This window comes from Acinetobacter sp. FDAARGOS_724, assembly GCF_013364475.1.
GTDB lineage: Bacteria > Pseudomonadota > Gammaproteobacteria > Pseudomonadales > Moraxellaceae > Acinetobacter > Acinetobacter variabilis.
In genome coordinates this window covers 2,882,598-2,900,342 of record NZ_CP054908.1, presented here as the reverse complement: position 1 = coordinate 2,900,342, position 17,745 = coordinate 2,882,598, and the positions used below count along the sequence as shown (strand labels likewise).

15 protein-coding genes are annotated in these 17,745 nt (G+C 42.4%); 11 read left to right on the top strand and 4 right to left on the bottom strand.

Annotation, left to right across the window (positions count from 1 at the left end; all coding sequences use genetic code 11):
• Nucleotides 1-147: 147 nt before the first annotated feature.
• Together FOC32_RS15235 and FOC32_RS15230 are read left to right on the top strand one after the other, a co-directional pair.
• Nucleotides 148-633: a YaiI/YqxD family protein gene (locus tag FOC32_RS15235; RefSeq protein ID WP_005236716.1), complete on the top strand. Its 486-nt coding sequence runs from the start codon at nucleotides 148-150 to the stop codon at nucleotides 631-633.
• A gap of 15 nt (nucleotides 634-648) precedes the next feature.
• The gene (locus FOC32_RS15230; RefSeq protein WP_004784646.1) at nucleotides 649-1,542 is read left to right on the top strand and encodes a DMT family transporter; all 894 of its coding nucleotides are present in this window, start codon (nucleotides 649-651) and stop codon (nucleotides 1,540-1,542) included.
• 20 nt (nucleotides 1,543-1,562) lie between these two features.
• On the opposite strand, the gene FOC32_RS15225 is transcribed toward FOC32_RS15230, so the two are convergent.
• Nucleotides 1,563-2,126 carry a PilZ domain-containing protein gene (locus FOC32_RS15225; RefSeq protein WP_175967953.1) on the bottom strand — a complete coding sequence of 188 codons (564 nt, stop codon included), beginning with the start codon at nucleotides 2,124-2,126 and terminating at the stop codon, nucleotides 1,563-1,565.
• Nucleotides 2,127-2,152: 26 nt separating this feature from the next.
• Here FOC32_RS15225 and FOC32_RS15220 point away from each other — a divergent pair, with 26 nt between their 5' ends.
• The 3 genes from FOC32_RS15220 (at nucleotide 2,153) to FOC32_RS15210 (ending at nucleotide 6,611) form a co-directional block, all read left to right on the top strand.
• Nucleotides 2,153-3,388 (top strand): lipoprotein-releasing ABC transporter permease subunit, encoded by a 1,236-nt coding sequence (locus tag FOC32_RS15220; RefSeq protein WP_034170943.1) that lies wholly within the window; start codon nucleotides 2,153-2,155, stop codon nucleotides 3,386-3,388.
• The gene (lolD, locus tag FOC32_RS15215) at nucleotides 3,381-4,064 is read left to right on the top strand and encodes a lipoprotein-releasing ABC transporter ATP-binding protein LolD (RefSeq protein ID WP_034170942.1); all 684 of its coding nucleotides are present in this window, start codon (nucleotides 3,381-3,383) and stop codon (nucleotides 4,062-4,064) included. Before FOC32_RS15220 ends, lolD begins: the two co-directional genes overlap by 8 nt.
• An 84-nt stretch (nucleotides 4,065-4,148) precedes the next feature.
• Nucleotides 4,149-6,611, top strand: a complete 2,463-nt coding sequence (locus FOC32_RS15210; RefSeq protein ID WP_175967951.1) for a DNA internalization-related competence protein ComEC/Rec2 — start codon at nucleotides 4,149-4,151, stop codon at nucleotides 6,609-6,611.
• Here the strand turns inward: FOC32_RS15210 and FOC32_RS15205 are convergent.
• On the bottom strand, nucleotides 6,600-7,574 hold the full coding sequence (locus tag FOC32_RS15205) for a lysophospholipid acyltransferase family protein (RefSeq protein WP_175967949.1): 975 nt from the start codon (nucleotides 7,572-7,574) through the stop codon (nucleotides 6,600-6,602). The genes FOC32_RS15210 and FOC32_RS15205 overlap by 12 nt on opposite strands.
• 127 nt (nucleotides 7,575-7,701) lie before the next feature.
• Here FOC32_RS15205 and sppA point away from each other — a divergent pair, with 127 nt between their 5' ends.
• Both sppA and FOC32_RS15195 read left to right on the top strand, forming a co-directional pair.
• The gene (gene sppA, locus FOC32_RS15200; RefSeq protein ID WP_005236706.1) at nucleotides 7,702-8,724 is read left to right on the top strand and encodes a signal peptide peptidase SppA; all 1,023 of its coding nucleotides are present in this window, start codon (nucleotides 7,702-7,704) and stop codon (nucleotides 8,722-8,724) included.
• Entirely contained in the window at nucleotides 8,721-9,524 is an 804-nt protein-coding gene (locus FOC32_RS15195; RefSeq protein WP_005236704.1) for an alpha/beta fold hydrolase, read from the top strand. Before sppA ends, FOC32_RS15195 begins: the two co-directional genes overlap by 4 nt.
• Nucleotides 9,525-9,588: 64 nt before the next feature.
• Here FOC32_RS15195 and purN read toward each other — a convergent pair whose 3' ends face one another.
• Nucleotides 9,589-10,218, bottom strand: a complete 630-nt coding sequence (gene purN / locus FOC32_RS15190; protein WP_005236703.1) for a phosphoribosylglycinamide formyltransferase — start codon at nucleotides 10,216-10,218, stop codon at nucleotides 9,589-9,591.
• A 6-nt stretch (nucleotides 10,219-10,224) separates the two neighbouring features.
• Nucleotides 10,225-11,295: a phosphoribosylformylglycinamidine cyclo-ligase gene (purM, locus tag FOC32_RS15185; RefSeq protein ID WP_175967947.1), complete on the bottom strand. Its 1,071-nt coding sequence runs from the start codon at nucleotides 11,293-11,295 to the stop codon at nucleotides 10,225-10,227.
• 134 nt (nucleotides 11,296-11,429) lie between these two features.
• Here purM and cxpE point away from each other — a divergent pair, with 134 nt between their 5' ends.
• From cxpE to FOC32_RS15165, 4 genes are all read left to right on the top strand, one after another.
• Nucleotides 11,430-12,650, top strand: coding sequence for a chloramphenicol efflux transporter CxpE (gene cxpE, locus FOC32_RS15180; RefSeq protein WP_175967945.1), 1,221 nt, complete (start codon nucleotides 11,430-11,432; stop codon nucleotides 12,648-12,650).
• Between the two features lie 15 nt (nucleotides 12,651-12,665).
• A complete protein-coding gene (gene hda / locus FOC32_RS15175) occupies nucleotides 12,666-13,370 on the top strand; it encodes a DnaA regulatory inactivator Hda (protein WP_159124042.1) in 705 nt (234 codons plus the stop codon).
• Between the two features lie 121 nt (nucleotides 13,371-13,491).
• Nucleotides 13,492-15,291, top strand: coding sequence for a rhombotarget A (gene rbtA / locus FOC32_RS15170; protein WP_004784622.1), 1,800 nt, complete (start codon nucleotides 13,492-13,494; stop codon nucleotides 15,289-15,291).
• 9 nt (nucleotides 15,292-15,300) lie between these two features.
• On the top strand, nucleotides 15,301-17,712 hold the full coding sequence (locus FOC32_RS15165) for a CSLREA domain-containing protein (RefSeq protein ID WP_175967943.1): 2,412 nt from the start codon (nucleotides 15,301-15,303) through the stop codon (nucleotides 17,710-17,712).
• Nucleotides 17,713-17,745: the final 33 nt, after the last annotated feature.

Sequence of the window (17,745 nt, the reverse complement as noted above, 5' to 3'; positions counted from 1 at the left end):
GAAGTCAAATTTTTTTAGATTGTGGATAGCTGACTCATTTAATACGGCTGAGTTGAGTATTTAAATACCAGGATATTCAGAGAAAGAGCAGTTTTAAGCATCAACCTGCATCCTCTGATTTGCTACACTAGTCCAAATTTCTCCCTTATGGAAAGCTGTGTGTTGCCATTCAAACTTTGGGTCGATGCAGATGCATTACCTCGTATTCTGAAAGATGTGATTATTCGTGCCTCCGATCGTTATCAGCTTGAAGTCACTTTTGTGGCCAATCAACCGGTAGGAATTACCCCGTCGATTCGCATCAATTCTATTCAGGTCATGAGCGGGGCAGATGCGGCAGATCAGGAAATTATCGATCGTATGAAAGAGCATGACATTGTGGTGACGCAGGATATTCCTTTGGCTGCTCAAGTCATCGAGAAAGGCGGTATAGCGATTCACCCGCGTGGTGAAATCTATACAGTGGCCAATGTCAAAGCACGTCTGCATTTACGTGATTTTATGGATACCTTGCGTGGTGCTGGTGTACAAACCGGGGGTCCACCGCCGATTTCTGAACGTGATAAGCGTGAGTTTTCCAGCTCTCTAGATCAAACCATTCAAAAACAGAAACGTAAAACTGCGATTAAATAAAGAACGAGATCAAGTATGCCCCCAAAAAGTAACCTGATGTTGACCTATGCCTTGCTGGTTTTCATCTGGTCCACCACACCACTGGCGATTGTCTGGAGTGTGGAAGATTTGCATCCGATGTGGGCATTGGCGATCCGGTTTTTTCTAGCACTTCCTTTAGCCTTAGTATTGCTGTGGTTATTTAAAACCAGATTACCGCTTGATCGTGTTTCCCTACATAGTTACTTGGCGGGTGCATGCAGTTTTATCGGCTCGCAAATTTTTACTTACTGGTCTACGGATTATTTAAGTTCTGGCATCATTGCCTTAATGTTCGGCTTGGCACCCCTCATTTCAGGCCTGATTGGGCGTTTTGTTTTTCAGATGCAGCTTTCGCTGAATCAATGGCTGGGGATGGGAATCGCTTTAACTGGACTTTCGGTGATCTGTCTAGGCGATGCAGATCAGCATATACAGCCAATTGGAATCGTGATCGCTCTGGTTGGGGTGTTAGTTTATTGCGTATCCATGTTCTGGGTGAAGAAAATCAATGCACCTATTGATCCTATGGCACAGGCGGCCGGTTCGATTGGTTTGTCAGTCGTTTTCTCTATCGGTATGTTGCCATTTATCTGGCAATACGCACCCACTGCTATGCCACATGCCAAGTCCTTATTTGGTCTGGTGTATGCGGTAATTATGGCTTCGCTGATTGCGATGTTCTGTTATTTCAAACTGGTACAGAAAATTAAGCCAACCACCTTATCTTTAACTACAGTTCTGACACCGATGCTGGCCTTGCTGGTAGGCGTATTATTGAATAATGAAAAATTGCCGCTTATTGCTTTGGTGGGTGTAGTAATTTTATTGTTCGGCTTAGTGGTATATTTCGCTAAAGAAATTAAGGCGAGCTATAAAGCCCGCCTTTAATAAAAAGATAGATGCCAGTCTTAAGCAAAGCTGGCTTTCACACATTCGCCCAGTTTGACGCGATCCTGAGGGTGCAGGGTAATAAAATAAGCGCCCGTACGATATTTTCCGTTTTCTTCTGCACGACTGTAGGCCACCTGAGCGGTTGCAGCGATGTGGAAGAAGTTTTCTGGGTGACTTAAAGTCACATGCAGATAGGTTCCTTCACTAATCGGCTGATCACTCAAGAAGCTAAAACCAGTCTCTGAAAAATTCACATGTTCCGGTACAGGTAACATGCTTTGTACAATTGCGTCATACAAAGAACCGGTAATAAGGTTTAATTTTTGGTTGAATAAGGATAAGATTCGAGCAATTTGTTGATCTTTTTCAGATAATTGTTCTAATTCGTAGTTAACTGCATGATCAAATTGATCTAGCTCTGCAAGTAGTAGAAAATAGCGGGGCAATACGAAATTAGCATCGTAAGGGTCATTCAAGGCAACATCATCGGAAATAATCTGATAATTGATTCGTAAAGCAGCATCGATTCGAGACATGACTCGTCTTTCAGTGGATCCGTTTGGATGCTGTACATTTTCCATAATTTATTACCTCGGACTAGATGGTTATGTTCAAACCAATCTCGCTGTATATAGGGTTGAAATATACTCGCGCACGGCGTAGTAACCACTTCATTTCTTTTATCGCATTGGTCTCAATGATCGGTCTCACGCTCGGTGTAGCAGTCCTCATTACAGTTTTGTCTGTCATGAATGGTTTTGACCGAGAGTTGAAAAATCGCGTCTTGGGGATGGTTCCTCAAGCCACTGTTTCTTCGACGCAAATTCTAACAAATTGGCCTGAACTTGCAAAGCAGATTGAGCGGCATGAACACGTTCAAGGTGTGGCTCCGTTTACCCAGTTACAAGGGATGCTCACGGCTCAAGGGCAAGTTGCCGGAATTATGGTCAGCGGGATTGAACCAAAGTATGAGAAGAAAGTTTCGATCATCCAGAACCATATGGTCGAGGGTAGTATTGATAACCTGAAAAAAGGTGAATTTGGGATTGTTTTAGGCAAGCAAATGGCAGATGCCATGGGCGTAGGCTTGAATGATAACATTACCTTGGTTCTGCCTGAAGCGACGCCTTCACCAGCGGGTGTCGTACCCCGTTTTAAACGCTTTAAAGTGGTCGGGATCTTCAGCATTGGTGCAGAAGTTGATTCGATGATGGGCTATATTGCTCTGAATGATGCTTCAACCTTGTTACGTCTGCCAGATGGTGCACAAGGCGTACGTATGAAGCTGGATGACATTTTTGCTGCTCCTCAGGTTTCTCAGGAAATTGTGCGTGATTTACCGGGTAACTTCTATGCCTCTGACTGGACTTATACTCACGGTAATTTGTTCAGTGCAATCCAGATGGAAAAAGCGATGGTGAGCTTATTATTATTCCTGATTGTTCTGGTCGCAGCATTTAATATCGTGTCTTCACTGGTGATGGTGGTCACAGATAAAAAATCGGATATCGCAATTTTACGTACTTTGGGTGCTTCACCTGCCACGATTACCCGAATCTTTATGGTTCAAGGTACTGTGATTGGCGTGATCGGTACCTGTGCGGGCGCCATCCTCGGGATTATTGCCGCCACTAGCATCAGTAGTTTTATTGGCTGGTTAAACAATTCACTTGGCCTGAATATGTTTGATGCTTACTTCATCAACTACCTACCTTCTTATCTGCGCTGGCAGGATGTGGTCGTGATTGTAGGTCTGTCACTTGCTTTAAGTTTCTTAGCCACTATTTATCCAGCATTCCGTGCTGCTAAAATTCAACCGGCGGAGGCATTGCGTTATGAGTAATCTGGTTCTAGATGCCCAAAATATCGAGAAATCTTTTACAGATGGAAAATCTACGGTTGATGTGATCAAAGGGATTTCATTACAGGTAAAGGCCGGGGAATTTGTTTCTATTGTCGGTTCAAGTGGTTCCGGTAAAAGTACCTTATTGCATATTCTCGGAGGATTGGATCGTCCTTCTGCCGGACAGGTGATGGTCAATGGTCGCCGTTTTGACAATTTATCTGAAGCAGACCGTGGCTATGTCCGTAATGAAAATTTGGGCTTTGTATATCAATTCCACCATTTATTGCCAGAGTTTACTGCGCTAGAAAATGTCGCGATGCCATTGATGCTGCGTAAAAACGTCAAGTTTAAAGAAGCGAAACAGCAGGCAGAATACTTGCTGGAACGTGTTGGGTTAACCCATCGTTTAACCCATCAACCCGGTGAACTCTCCGGTGGTGAGCGTCAGCGTGTAGCGCTTGCACGTGCTGTAGTCACCAAGCCGAAGTTAATGATGGCAGATGAGCCAACAGGTAACTTGGACCGTAAAACAGCCGATAAAATCTTTGAGTTGCTGACGGAATTACGTAGCGAATTCAATATGGCCATGTTAATTGTGACCCATGATGAACAATTGGCACATTCGGCAGACCGGATTCTACATATGCGTGATGGTCTATGGATGAATGACTAATTGCAGGAATAATCCTCTTTAATTGAAGCTCACCTCGGTGGGCTTTATTATTGCCTGTACATAATAATAAAAAAGAAAATTTTCATGTTGCAATGGCTGTGTCTGGGCTGGATTTTAGGCCTGGCTTGTATGGGAAAATCTTTTCTGAGTATTGAGTTGAATTCAATCTCAGTGATATTTCTTGCTGTGCTCTGTTATTTCTGTAGTTCTAAGTTTAATGCGCTTCTAAAAAATTCCTTACATAAAGGAGTGCTGGTTGGCACTTGGATTCTAATCGGGATATTTCTGGGACATGGTTATGCCAATCAACAGCTCAGCCAACGGCTATTAAATGTCGAGCATGAAGTACAGCAAAAAGACATTATCGTTTATGTCAAACGCTTGAATAAACTCGGTGATCAATCTATACAGCAGCCTTTGGAAGTATTAAACCATGATGGACGCACGGTAACCTGGATGGGTTTTCTATCTGTAAAACCTCCGAATACTTCACAACTATCAGCGAATCATGAAAATTTAAATACGCTTGAACTGGGTCAGTATTACCGGCTGCAAGGTCAGGTACGTCCTAATCACAGTTATGCAACGCCCGGTGCTTTTGATGCTGAAAAATGGGCACTGCAACAGAATGTGATGGCCGGTTTCCGGATCAAGCAGATAGAGCAACTTGATTCAGCTACTGTTTCTACACTGGGGCATAGTCAGTATATTCGAGAGCAAAGAGCTTTAACTCAGCAATTTCTACTTTGGGTAGAACAAAAACGGCTGCAATTAAGAGAGTTCATAGCAAAGCAACCTGTACAAAATAAAGGTCTGCTTCTGGCTTTGCTCACCGGAGATGAAAGCCTTTTAAATCCTGCAACTGAGCAGCAATTTCGACGTATGGGGATGAGTCACTTGCTCGCGATTTCTGGCCCACATGTGCTGATCTTTGCCCTGATGGTCTGCTCCGTACTTCGATTATTCATTGCTCGAAGTATGCCTCAGCTTTATCTAAGATGGCCACGCCAGTATTTTCTGGCTTTGCCGTTTCTGTTTTGTGTGGTGCTGTACTGTGCCTTTGTGGGTTTTGAAATCCCGGCAATCCGCACTCTGCTGATCTGTATGATTGGCGTTCTTCTCATGCTGCTCCGACAAAATCTGCAGGCTTTAAAACTTCTGATTCTGAGCGCTGCCTTACTGTTATTCATTGATCCCTTTAGTATCTTGTCCGCGGCTTTCTGGCTGTCCTATGGGGCCTGTTTTGTATTGCTCAGAATTTATCAGACCATTCAACAGCGACCATCCGAGCAAAATCAGACAGCAATACAAAAACTGTATTTTGCAGCTAAAGTGCTGGTGGAATCACAGTGGAAAATCTTTCTCGCTTTATTTCCTTTAATGATGCTGTTTTTTAAGCAGATTGCTTGGATCACGCCGTTCAGCAATCTGGTCGCAATCCCTTGGATCGGTCTGCTGATTGTACCGATCGATATTCTGGCAGCGATGATATTTTTTATCGCTGAACCGGTGTCAAGCATGCTATTTCAGCTTAATGATCTGTTGCTGAATATCCTGTTGGGATTCTTAAACCTGCTGGATCACTGGTTTAAACCGCAGTTAATACCAGTTGCGATGAATCTCTGGATGATTGGTCTATGCATCCTGTCTTTGCTGATTTTATGCTTACCACGTGGAGTATTACCAAAATCCTGGATAGCTGTCGCGGCGGTACCAATTTGTATTCCTCAATTCTATCATCCACCATTTCAGCTTTCAGTGCTGGACGTCGGTCAAGGACAGGCGATATTCCTTCGTCATGAAATCCATAACATGATGATCGATATGGGCGGTTATTATGATGAGGAAAAATTTAGTATTGGAAAGCAGGTAATCATGCCATTTCTGTCGGTACAGGGTGTTTCTCAACTGGATCAACTAATTTTAACGCATCTGGATCAGGACCATAGTGGTGCTTATCACAGCATTAAAGACCAGCTCAAGATTCAGAATATCTATGCCAATGAAGTGACCGACACTGCAACCGCTTCAAACTTTCAATTATGTTATCAGGGACAGCAGTGGCAATGGCAGAATGATCTGCAGATTAGGGTCATTGCACCAAAACTAGAACAATTAAATACCGCTAATTTCAATAAAAATGACCTGTCTTGTGTGGTCTATTTGCAGCTCAAAAATGCCTGGCCTTATCAAAGTTTTCTGCTAATGGGAGATGCAGGTTGGCAGACTGAATATCAGTTACTCAAAGACTATCCAGATTTAAAAGTGGATGTTTTGGTATTAGGCCATCATGGCAGTCAGCACAGTTCAGCTTATCAATTCTTGCAGCATTATCGTCCTAAACTGGCGATTGCGTCTGCAGGAAGATTTAACCGTTATGGTCATCCAAGTCAGTTGACTCAACAGCGTCTCAAAGAATTGGATATTCCTTTATTGACTACAGCCGAGCATGGTAGTTTGCATTTCTCTCAGCAAGGAACTCAAATCATTCTAGAAACTGAAAGAAGTCGCTGGAAATGGTTACAAAAACAAAATCTAACTGACTGATTCTACAGATAGTTTAACAGGAGCCGGATTAGAAGTTCTTAACTGGTTCACTTTGGACAAAGCTTGGTCATGATCAAGCTTATAAATATTTCCCAGATCTTCGTGAGCTCTAAAGCGTTTATAGCTCCAGTGGTAATGTTCAGGATGACGCTGAATCAGGTTTTCAATCGTGTTGATGATGATGCCTGTACCCTGATTAGCATCTCCCTGATAAATTTCTTCATCTATGGCTTCGATATGAATATCAAAGCCAGCATCCTCATTACGCAGGGCATAAAGGAACAGGGCACGAGCTTTAGTTTTCTGGATTAGCTTGGCGCTCAGATTACTGGTAGCTAGAGGAACACCAAAGTAAGGAATATATTCACCGCCAACGTTGGGTGTATGATCCGGCAGAATGACAGTAGTGCCACCTTGCTTCAATGCCTTGAAAATCTGTCGTACACCAGACTCATCTGTCGGCACCAGATTGGCCTGTTCGCGGCTACGAGCTGCACGTACAAACTGATCCGCTGCCTGATTTTTTACAGGCTTATACATGATGGTCATTGAAGTGAATTGTGCAATATAGGCATTCATGATTTCCCAAGTGCCAAAGTGCGGCACAATCAATACCAGACCTTTATTTTGTGCCAAGGCATCATGCAGTAAATCTTCGCCTATAACTTTATGCACTCTCTCAATATTTTTCTGATTACTCGAACCCCAAATACTAAAAAATTCAAAATAAGACATCAGTTCATTGCGAATCGCAGCACGGGTAATCCGTTCTCTTTCCTGGTTCGACAGTTCAGACAAACTGATCTCAAGGTTCAGGCGAATTACATCAGAAGTTTTAGAAACCTTAAAAATATTAACGATTAAGGCAAGAATCCGCGCAATCCATCGGGAAACTGAAAGCGGTTGGCGGCTAATATATTTGAGTAAACCGTAAGCTGAATTCTTTGAGCTGCGTTCAGTCATTGAGTTGTAATATTGATAAAATAAAAAAGAATAGCATTTATTATAGGCGAAAACGGTTTCTTTAGACAGAATTACCCTTTTCGGTGTATATAATGGGTTCAATATAAATTAATTTATTGGATTATTTATGTCCGATTGGCCACCAAAACCTGAAAATCAAATACAAAATACGCAACAACCAGTTCAACCGACTGGCCCCGAATGGAAACTGCTGGAAAAAGCAGTTTTAGCTTCAGTAGAAGAGCAACGACGGGCACGTCGCTGGGGGATCTTCTTTAAATTTTTAACCTTTGCTTATCTGCTGGTTGTCATTCTTGCGCTGGGTAAAGGCTGTAGCATGAGTGCTTCTGATCCGAGTGCAGGCGCAGGTGCACACATTGCTGTGGTTGATATTATTGGTACGATTGCCGCAGACAAGCAAAGCGTAAACAGTAGCAATACCATCAAATCACTCAAAAAAGCCTTTGAAAACAAGCAGAGTAAGGCTGTTGTTCTAAATATTAATTCACCGGGTGGTTCACCAGTCCAGTCAGATGAAATCTGGCAGGAAATCCAGTATCTGAAAAAACAGTATCCTGAGAAAAAACTCTATGCCGTAATTGGTGATACCGGAGCTTCTGGTGCTTACTATATTGCATCTGCTGCAGATGAAATCATTGTCAATCCATCGAGTCTGGTCGGTTCAATTGGTGTGATCATGCCGAACTATGGTGTGAATAACCTGCTGCAAAAACTTGGAGTTGAAGACCGCACCATGACTTCAGGTGAAAATAAAGCTTTACTGTCAATGACACAGCCGGTTGATCCTGCGCAAAAAGCGCATGTACAAGGCGTACTGGATAATGTGCATGGTCACTTTATTAATGCTGTAAAGCAGGGGCGTGGAGCGAAATTAAAATCGACTGATCCTGCTATTTTCTCAGGTCTGTTCTGGACTGGTGAACAGGCGGTAAAATTGGGTATTGCAGACCGTATTGGCAGTTTAAATACTTTGAAGCGCGAACTAAAAACTGAAAAAGCACTTAACTACACCATTGAATATAGCCCATTTGAGTCAGTACTGGGTCGTATGGGCTCATCGATTGGTGAAGGAATTGCAACTTCAGTGTCACAGAAACTTCAGTCAGAAAATAAAACGACATTACAATGAAACCATTGATTCATTTTGCGCACGCCAATGGTGTGCCATCTAAAGTCTATCAAAAGCTGTTTGAAGGACTGCAAGATGATTACGATATTATCTATGTGCCGCCATTAGGGCCTGATAAGCGTTATCCGATTGATAATCACTGGAAAAGTCTGACTCAGCAGGTGATTGACAGTATTGTACGTCAGTCTCATGGACGTCCAGTGATTGGTTTGGGGCATTCATTAGGTTCAGTCCTGAGTTTTCAGGCCTCCTTACAGCGTCCGGAACTTTTTTCGCAAATGATTATGCTTGATCCACCGATGATCATGGGTAAAGAAGCCTTGGCGTTGCATATTGCAAAAACTTTCCGCTTAAAAGCACTGGACCAGATGTCACCTGCAGGTTTGTCGAAACGCCGTCGTGATCATTGGGAGTCTCGGGAACAGGCAGCTGAACTGTTACGTCCAAAAGGCTTTTATCAGGATTTTGATGCAGATTGCTTCCAGGCTTATATTGACTATGCCTTAAAGGATGATCCGGTTCGAGGTGGAGTTGAACTCACCATTCCTAAAATGGATGAAGTAAATATCTTTAGAACTAATCCATCGCTATGGTGGTTACCTCAGGCTAAACCAAAAGTACCAGTGCATCTGGTGGTTGCCAAGAAAGGTCCATTTTTGGCGCGCAGATTTCCGCAGCAAGTGCAAAAGAAATTTGGCATTCCATTTACAGTGGTAGATGGTGGGCATATGTTCCCATTGGAGCAGCCTGAGCAAGTCGCAAGTCTGGTCAAACAACTGATTCAGCAACAGTCTGCTTAAAGTTCATCTCATCTAAAGAAATAAAAAAACGCATCCGAGGATGCGTTTTTTTATATTTGGACTTTTAGAATTTGCAGAATTGAACGGGTTCCTGCATTTTTGCATTACGGTACAACACACCTTGTTCAGTATGCTGAATTGTCCCATTACAGATCCATTCTACCACTTGTGGGTAAATCAGATGTTCCAGTACATGTACACGCTGAGCTAAAGTGTGAGTCGTATCTTGATGCGATATTATTAACACACCCTGTGCTAAGGCTTGCCCAGCATCCAGTTCGGGAGTGACATAATGCACTGTACAACCATGCAGAACATCACCGGTATTCAGGACGCGCTGATGGGTATGCATGCCTTTGTAATATGGCAAAAGGGAAGGGTGAATATTCAGCATTTTCCCTTCCCAGGCTTTCACAAATTTTTCACTTAAAATTCGCATAAAGCCCGCAAGTACCACTAGATCAACATTCCAGTCCAGAAGCTGCTGATGCATGACATCATCAAAAGCTTCCCGGCTTGGATACTGCTTATGTTCAATGACTGCAGTCGGAATTCCTGCTTTATGAGCGCGCTCTAAAGCAAATGCTTCAGGCTTGTTGGAAAGCACCCCGACAATTTCTCCTGACAGATTGGCATCAATCAGGGCTTGCAGGTTCGATCCACTGCCTGAAACAAGTACAGCAATTTTAATCATGCGAAATTACGCGAAGATCACACGGATTTTTTCGTCAGCGCCTTCTACAGACTCGGCATTATCTGCAATGTGACCCATTGCCCATGCTTTCTCGCCCAAACCGTTGAGTAACTCTACAGTTTTGTCTGCTTCTGCTGCATCAACAACAAGAACCATACCTACGCCACAGTTAAAGGTACGATACATTTCGAACTGCTCTACACCGCCTTCACGTTGAAGAAGTTTGAACAGCTCAGGCCACTCCCAAGAAGATTCATTTACGACTGCTTGAGCACCGTTTGGTAATACGCGAGGCAGGTTGCCTGGTAAACCGCCACCAGTGATGTGTGCCATTGCATGTACATCAACCTGTTTTAGCAGTCCAAGAATCGATTTCACATAAATGCGTGTTGGCTCCATTGCAACATCAGCAAGTGGACGACCATCAACGATTTGATTCAGGTCAACATTTTTAACTTCAAGAATTTTACGAAGCAAAGAATAACCGTTTGAATGTGCACCCGAAGATGCAACACCAATGAGTACATCACCCGCTTTTACTTTAGAGCCATCAATAATTTTGCTTTGCTCAACTACACCGACACAGAAGCCTGCAAGATCGTAATCTTCACCTTCGTACATGCCTGGCATTTCAGCAGTTTCACCACCAACCAGTGCACAGCCTGCAAGTTCACAGCCAGCACCGATTCCTGTTACGACATTTGCAGCCACATCCACATTTAGGTGACCAGTCGCATAATAGTCCAGGAAGAAGAGTGGTTCAGCACCACAAACGAGAAGGTCGTTCACACACATTGCAACCAGATCCTGACCAATGGTGTCATGACGGTTCAAATTCAGTGCCAGACGTAATTTTGTACCAACACCATCTGTGCCTGATACGAGAACAGGTTCTTCATAACCTTTAGGGATTTTACAAAGGGCGCCGAAACCGCCTAATCCGCCCATTACTTCAGGACGTTTAGTACGCTTAGCGACGGACTTGATTCGGTCGACTAACGCGTCTCCCGCTTCAATATCGACACCTGCATCTTTGTAGCTTAAACCAGTGTTTTGGGTAGAAGTTGAGTTGCTCATAATGAAGTCTCCGCATTCGCGCGGGGATTATAACCTGAATATGCAAAACTCTTATGGTATTTATGCCCTAAAATGCTATCTTTATTAAAATATTTTACTTTTTATAACGATTAATAGAGAGAAGGCGAAACTTTATGGTAGATCGCACATTGCGTCGCGTGTTTATCCTAGCTGGGATAGCTTTGTTGTTGTGGATTCTATATTTACTAAAACCCGTTGTAATTCCATTTGTTGCAGCGTTTTTAATGGCTTATCTGTTCAGCCCGCTGGTAGATAAACTGCACGATATCGGTCTGCCACGTTGGCTCTCTATTAGTATCGTTTTTACTGGAATCGGGATCGTTATGATTCTGGCGATCTGGTATCTGGTGCCGCTGATCTGGCAGCAGCTGATTTATGCGCGTGACAATATACCTGCGGTCATTGGCTGGATTAATTCAACCTTTTTGCCGTGGCTGTCGAATACCTTCAATGTCGTTGAAATGGAAATTGATACCACACAGATTTCTGATGTGGTCATGGACTATGTGCAAACCAATTATAGTGCCGACAGCATTCAGGCCTTCCTGCTACGCCTTGCACAATCTGGAATTAACTTTCTGCAGATTGGCGGTACGATTGTCCTGATTCCAATTATTGCATTCTATTTTCTGCTGGATTGGGATCGTATGCTGGAAAGCTTACACCGCCTGATTCCACGTCCTTATGAACAAAGTACATTAAGAATCGTCGGTGAATGTCACAGTGTACTTGGAGCTTTTGTGAAAGGGCAGTTTCTGGTGATGATTCTGCTGGGGATCGTTTATGCGATTGGTTTGCAATTGATTGGTCTTGAAGTTGGTCTGATTATTGGCATGGTGGCAGGTCTGGCCAGTATTATTCCTTATCTGGGATTTGCAGTCGGGATTATTGCAGCTGTCATTGCGACCTTTCTGCAATTCGGGATTGACTGGTGGCAACTGGTTCTGGTGGGTATCGTATTTATGGTCGGTCAGGCAGTAGAAGGCTATGTATTACAGCCATTCCTGCTCGGCGATAAAATAGGTTTATCTCCAGTTGCTGTGGTTTTTGCGGTATTGGCGGGCGCACAACTGGCTGGCTTCCTGGGAATGCTGATTGCTCTACCAGTTGCAGCGGTAATTGTGGTTCTGCTGAGACATGCACGTGAATATTATGAATGCACATCATTTTATGGAAATCAGGCAGTCGTCATGAATGATCCGGCTACAGGTTCCATAAGCGTAGAAACTTCAGACTTAGATGTTGATATTGAAATGAAAAAGTCAGAAGCAAAACCACTGCAAGAGGGAGAGAAATCAAGTAAGATGGATGTACCTCTTCATAAAGACTCATAAGGCCATCAGAATCATATGCGTCAATTGCAGCTAGATATAGAACCTCAACTCGATGCCCGAATTAGTGATTTTTCGGGCCCGGGATGGGGTCATGTAATTGATGCAGTCCGACAGCTGCATGCAGGCCTAATCAGCCGCTTTTACGTGTATGGCGGAGCTGGAACAGGGAAAAGTCACTTACTCTCTGCCATCTGTGATTCTTATCTGGAAATCGGCAAAACCGCTATACAGGTGTCTTTGCTGGAACTTCTGGATGCACCCACTGAAGCGATTACTTCACTGGACCGGTTTGACCTGATCGCACTGGATGATATTGAAGCCATTAGTGGGGTTCCACACTGGCAACGCGCCGTTTTTCACTTGATTAATTATAATGATGAAGGCGGTGGTCAGTTGGTATTTTCTTCCCGTTTTGCGCCCATTGAATTAAAACTTGAATTGCCTGATTTGCAGTCCCGACTCACGCAGGCAGTCAGTGTTCGTGTCCCAAATGGCAGTCTTTATGCTGACCGATTTGCCTTGGTATCCTCGGTATTGGACCGACGTGGTATTCATCTTGACCCACAGATTTTTGATTATTTGCTGAATCACGGACCACATCAAACTTCCGTACTTTTGCAAACATTAGAACAGATTATTCAATTACTTAAAGGCGAAAAGCTGAAAGTCAGCAATGCTAACCTGCGGCAGATTTATGCATTAATTGATGAATATCGTTAAATTATAAAACATCTTGAGTAATTACTCAGTCTATGCGAAAGTAAGGCAAAATAATTCGCTGTTGCAAGGAAGATGCAACTTTAGAAGAAAAAGAAAGAAATAAAAAATTAAGGAGAAGGGTATGCTCAAGAAGAGCATAGGCATGGCTTTGCTATGTATGGCGGGGCAGGCATATAGTGCAGAAATTATTGTAACTACCACAGAAGACATTGAAAAAGATGACAAGGAATGTTCACTTCGAGAAGCTGTTGAATATGTGAATCGTGGCCTGGCTAAAGAAGGTTATATGGGCTGTGGTGGCGAAAATGCTATTGGCACCATTATCTTAAAAGAAAAAACGACCTATGTACTGAATAAGCATATCCCGATCAAGAAATCAGTAACGATTAAATCTATTGCAGAAGTAGATGGTGAATTTAGTAGTACCGATAAGGTAATGGGGTTATATAACGCTCATATTCAAATGAAAGGGACAGATAATCTCTTTCGTATTAGCAATGATGAAGAGTTGATTCAAGTCAATTTAAAAGAACTCGACCTTGAAGGTTGCGGTAAAAGCAGCTGTGCCGAACAAGGTGGCCTAATTCATAATAAAGGTAAATTGATAATTGATTACAGCCGCTTATACAAGGGGGCTGCGAGTCAAGGTGGTGCCATTTATAATGTGGGGAAATTTGGCCAGAATCTGATTGCTTTTGCCGAAATAAAAACCAGCCTGATTGAAAATAATCAGGCGCAACAGGGTGGCATACTCTATAGCCAGCTTCCATACTTTCTGGTCTATCAAAGCGTTTTAAAGAATAACCAGACGCTTAATAATAATACTAGCAATATTTATACAGCGGGCCAAGTCGATAATCCTGCCGATATTCAATCCATTAATGCTGAAGTCCTAAGCAGTACCCTGTTAAAAAATAAGGGAGCACTGATCAATGTGATTGATGGGGTGGGAATCAATAACCTGACAATAGTGGATAATACGGGTACAGCACTACGTATGAATGCCCCGAATGGTAAAGCCTATGTGGCGAATAGTATTATTTTAAGAAATGGTACGCAGGATTGTCAGATTGAAACTACGGATAAAAGTACGATTCACAATAATCTAGTGACAGCATCTTGTGGTACAGGTGATGCTGCGTATCCAAACCAGATCTGGACAGGTACTCGCTTGTTTGCAGAGGCTTCAGATCAAAGTGAAGGTGTCTGTCTAAATTTAAAACAAAATAATGATGCTATTCTATGTCCTTATAGCGTTCCTAAAGATCAGTTCTTGGGCTATCTACGTCCTCGTATCCTGTTGAATTATAATCAGGTCAGTGATTCACCGATTGTAAATAGAGGGACTAGCTACAATAGCAGCAATCCTTCAGTAAGCTGTGAGGCGGCAGACCAACGCGGTGTAGACCGTTTACTGGATAACTTATTTTGTGATCGTGGTGCGATTGAAATTACAGTTCCAACATCTACCAGTCTGGTTGGGCAGGATCTTCTAAAAGGAGAGACTGCAAAGTTTTCAATTGAATCTGCTTTAGGAGATAGTGATTTAATCCCTAAAGAACAATGCAATAATATTATTGGAGAGAATCCAAAGGGTGAGCCTTGGCAAGATGGCTGCTTACAGGTTATCCAAACCAAAACTGTTTCCAAGGGCAAAACAGTCATTGATATTGATGGGAATGTGGTTTATACCCCAGATTCACAATGGCATGGTGCTGACATTTTTGAAATTCAGGTAGTTACTTCATCTACACGATTTAATAAGTCCAAACCGTATCTGGTTTTAAGTACCCAGATTGTACAGGAACCTAAAAATGAAATGAAAGACAAGTCTGTGAAGACCTCTGGTGGGGCATGGGGGATCGCTGGCTTAATGGGCTTGATAGGGTTGATCGGCCTACGTCGCAGATTAAAAGATTAAGGAAAAATCATGAAAAATTATAAAAAAGGACTGCTTGCAGCCATGATTTTATCTGCCATGAGTTTAATGGCAGCCGAAGATAAAACCATATATGTCACTACATTTGCTGACGAGGATGGGGAAAATACCAGTGCCTGTTCCCTGCGTGAAGCCATTAAGACAGCCAAGCTGGATAAATCCTATGGAGGGTGTAATGTTGGCCGTACATTGCGTAATGACGGTTCCGCTCCAGATGTCATCCAACTCGAAGCTGGGGAATACAAAGTCAATAGTGAAATTATTGTTGAATCCCATGTCAATATTTTGGGAAAATCACCCTTCAATTATACTCAAAGAAGTCCTATTACCTTTTTATATCCAATACGTGAGGCTTTAACAACCACCATTTCAGGCCAAGGGAAAACCCGCTTATTTAATACGGTCGCTAGCCAAGCCAGCATGGTGGTAAATGGTATCATCCTCAAAAATGGTTATGCTGCAAAAACTAGTCTGGATAAAGGTAATGGTGGAACATTTTATGTCGCCGGTCCTCTAAGCCTCGTGAATAGTGAAATTGTAAATTCACGAGCGGCTGCAGAAGGGGGAGCAATTTATGCAGTGGCAATGAATAATGAAAAAATTATCAGGATTCAGGATTCCTTAATTCATCAGAATAAAGCAGCTACATATGGCAGTGTTTTGGCCATGGATTGTGTGGGGAATTTGGGCAGTACAGAGACCAAGCTAGAAATTAGTGCAAGCAGCATTGTCAAAAATGGTTCTACTGATACGGCCAGTATTCTGGACTTTTGTGGTTATGCTAAAGCTGATATTAGTAACTCTACAATTGCAAAAAATACGACCAGTGTCACAGGTCATATTTTCCGAATGGCCAATGAAATCAGCCGTCCATTAAGTTCTTTCTTCACTTTTAGTGCCATTAATAACACGATTGTCGAAAATACTGCTCGCTCTATCATCTTTTATGACAATACTGGTAATTCGAGTCTGGCTTATAACGTGTTGGCCTTTAACCAGGGCTTGTCTTGTGAATATGCCTTGAATGGTGGAAACCCAAGTAAAGAACAGGATGCAGATTTATTTACTGCTTATAATGCGATCCATACAAGTGGTTCCTCGCGCTGTGTGTTGCCTGAACTGGCTGAAAACAGTGTTTCAACGAATATTGATGTATCTACTAATAAGATCACAGATCTATTAACTGCTTATATCGAACCTTCTATAAACAACCGTTATTTAGGCATGTATTATCCAATTGATCGACAATCGAATACGGATCTGGTCAATATTGGTACAGAAAGTTGTGAAGAAACTGATCAGCGTGGAATTGAGCGGTTGACTAAGGCAACATTGTTATTTAATCCGGACGCAAAAAATTCCTGTGAAATTGGGTCGGTCGAAATCCGGCGCTTAACTGCAGCGGATATTTCTGGTCTAAAAAATAGTTCTTTAACTGAGTTGCTGGATTATTATCAGGATAATATTGATGATATTAATTCTATTCTGGCAGATAAGAATACAAAACCTGAAGAAATACAGGGCTTAAAGGAAGAGCTAAAAGAATATGAGGATCTTTTAAAATATACCAAGCAATACCAGAAATATCGTGCCATATACGTTAATCCATTTAGTTTGGTCATGCCTCAAGAAACTTTAAATACTACTCAAGTACAAGCTAAAGCATTAAATTCACAAAATTATGAAATTACAGTGCAATCTTTAGGTGTAGGGTCTTTATCTGGATTAGGCAGTTCATTAATTGTTCAAGGTGCGCCTAATGACCCAAATTTAAAATGTGAATGGAAGCCTGATTTAAACCGTATCATGATGTATCGTACTGATGGCAAAGTAACCAGTCTCTCGGATACGGAGTATTGCCGTTATACAATTAAAGACAAGCAGACAGGTGCCAGCAGTACAGGTATTTTGCAGGGCGCATTTGTAAATATTAAACCGATTGTAAAAAATGACGAATATAGAATTAGCGCAGAAAACAATCTGACCGTAACTGTGAATCCCTTAGAGAATGACAGTGATGATGGCGATGGTCCACGGATGAATGGCAAGGCTGCTTTCTATCGTGATAAAGATGGTCGTGAGATTCCAATTCGTATTGTCAAGCTTCCTGCTGGAGTAAGCCTTTCTGCAGAGCGAGAAGGACCATGTCCAGGGAATTTTGCAGGTGAAACCTGTTATGGTGGAAAATTGACCTTTAGTGTGAAAAATACTTTTAGTCAGTCAGATTATGATATGCAGTATCATGTTTTTGATGCAGATGAATTGATGTCAGATACAGCTAGAATTAACTTAAAAAATACGGCTAAAAATACCAATACATCATCAAGTGGTGGTGGTTCATTTGGAATTTGGGGAATGTTCGGATTATTAGGTCTGGCAGGATATCGCCGAGTTAGAAAATAATTGCAGTATGAAAAAAAGCCTCCAGATGGAGGC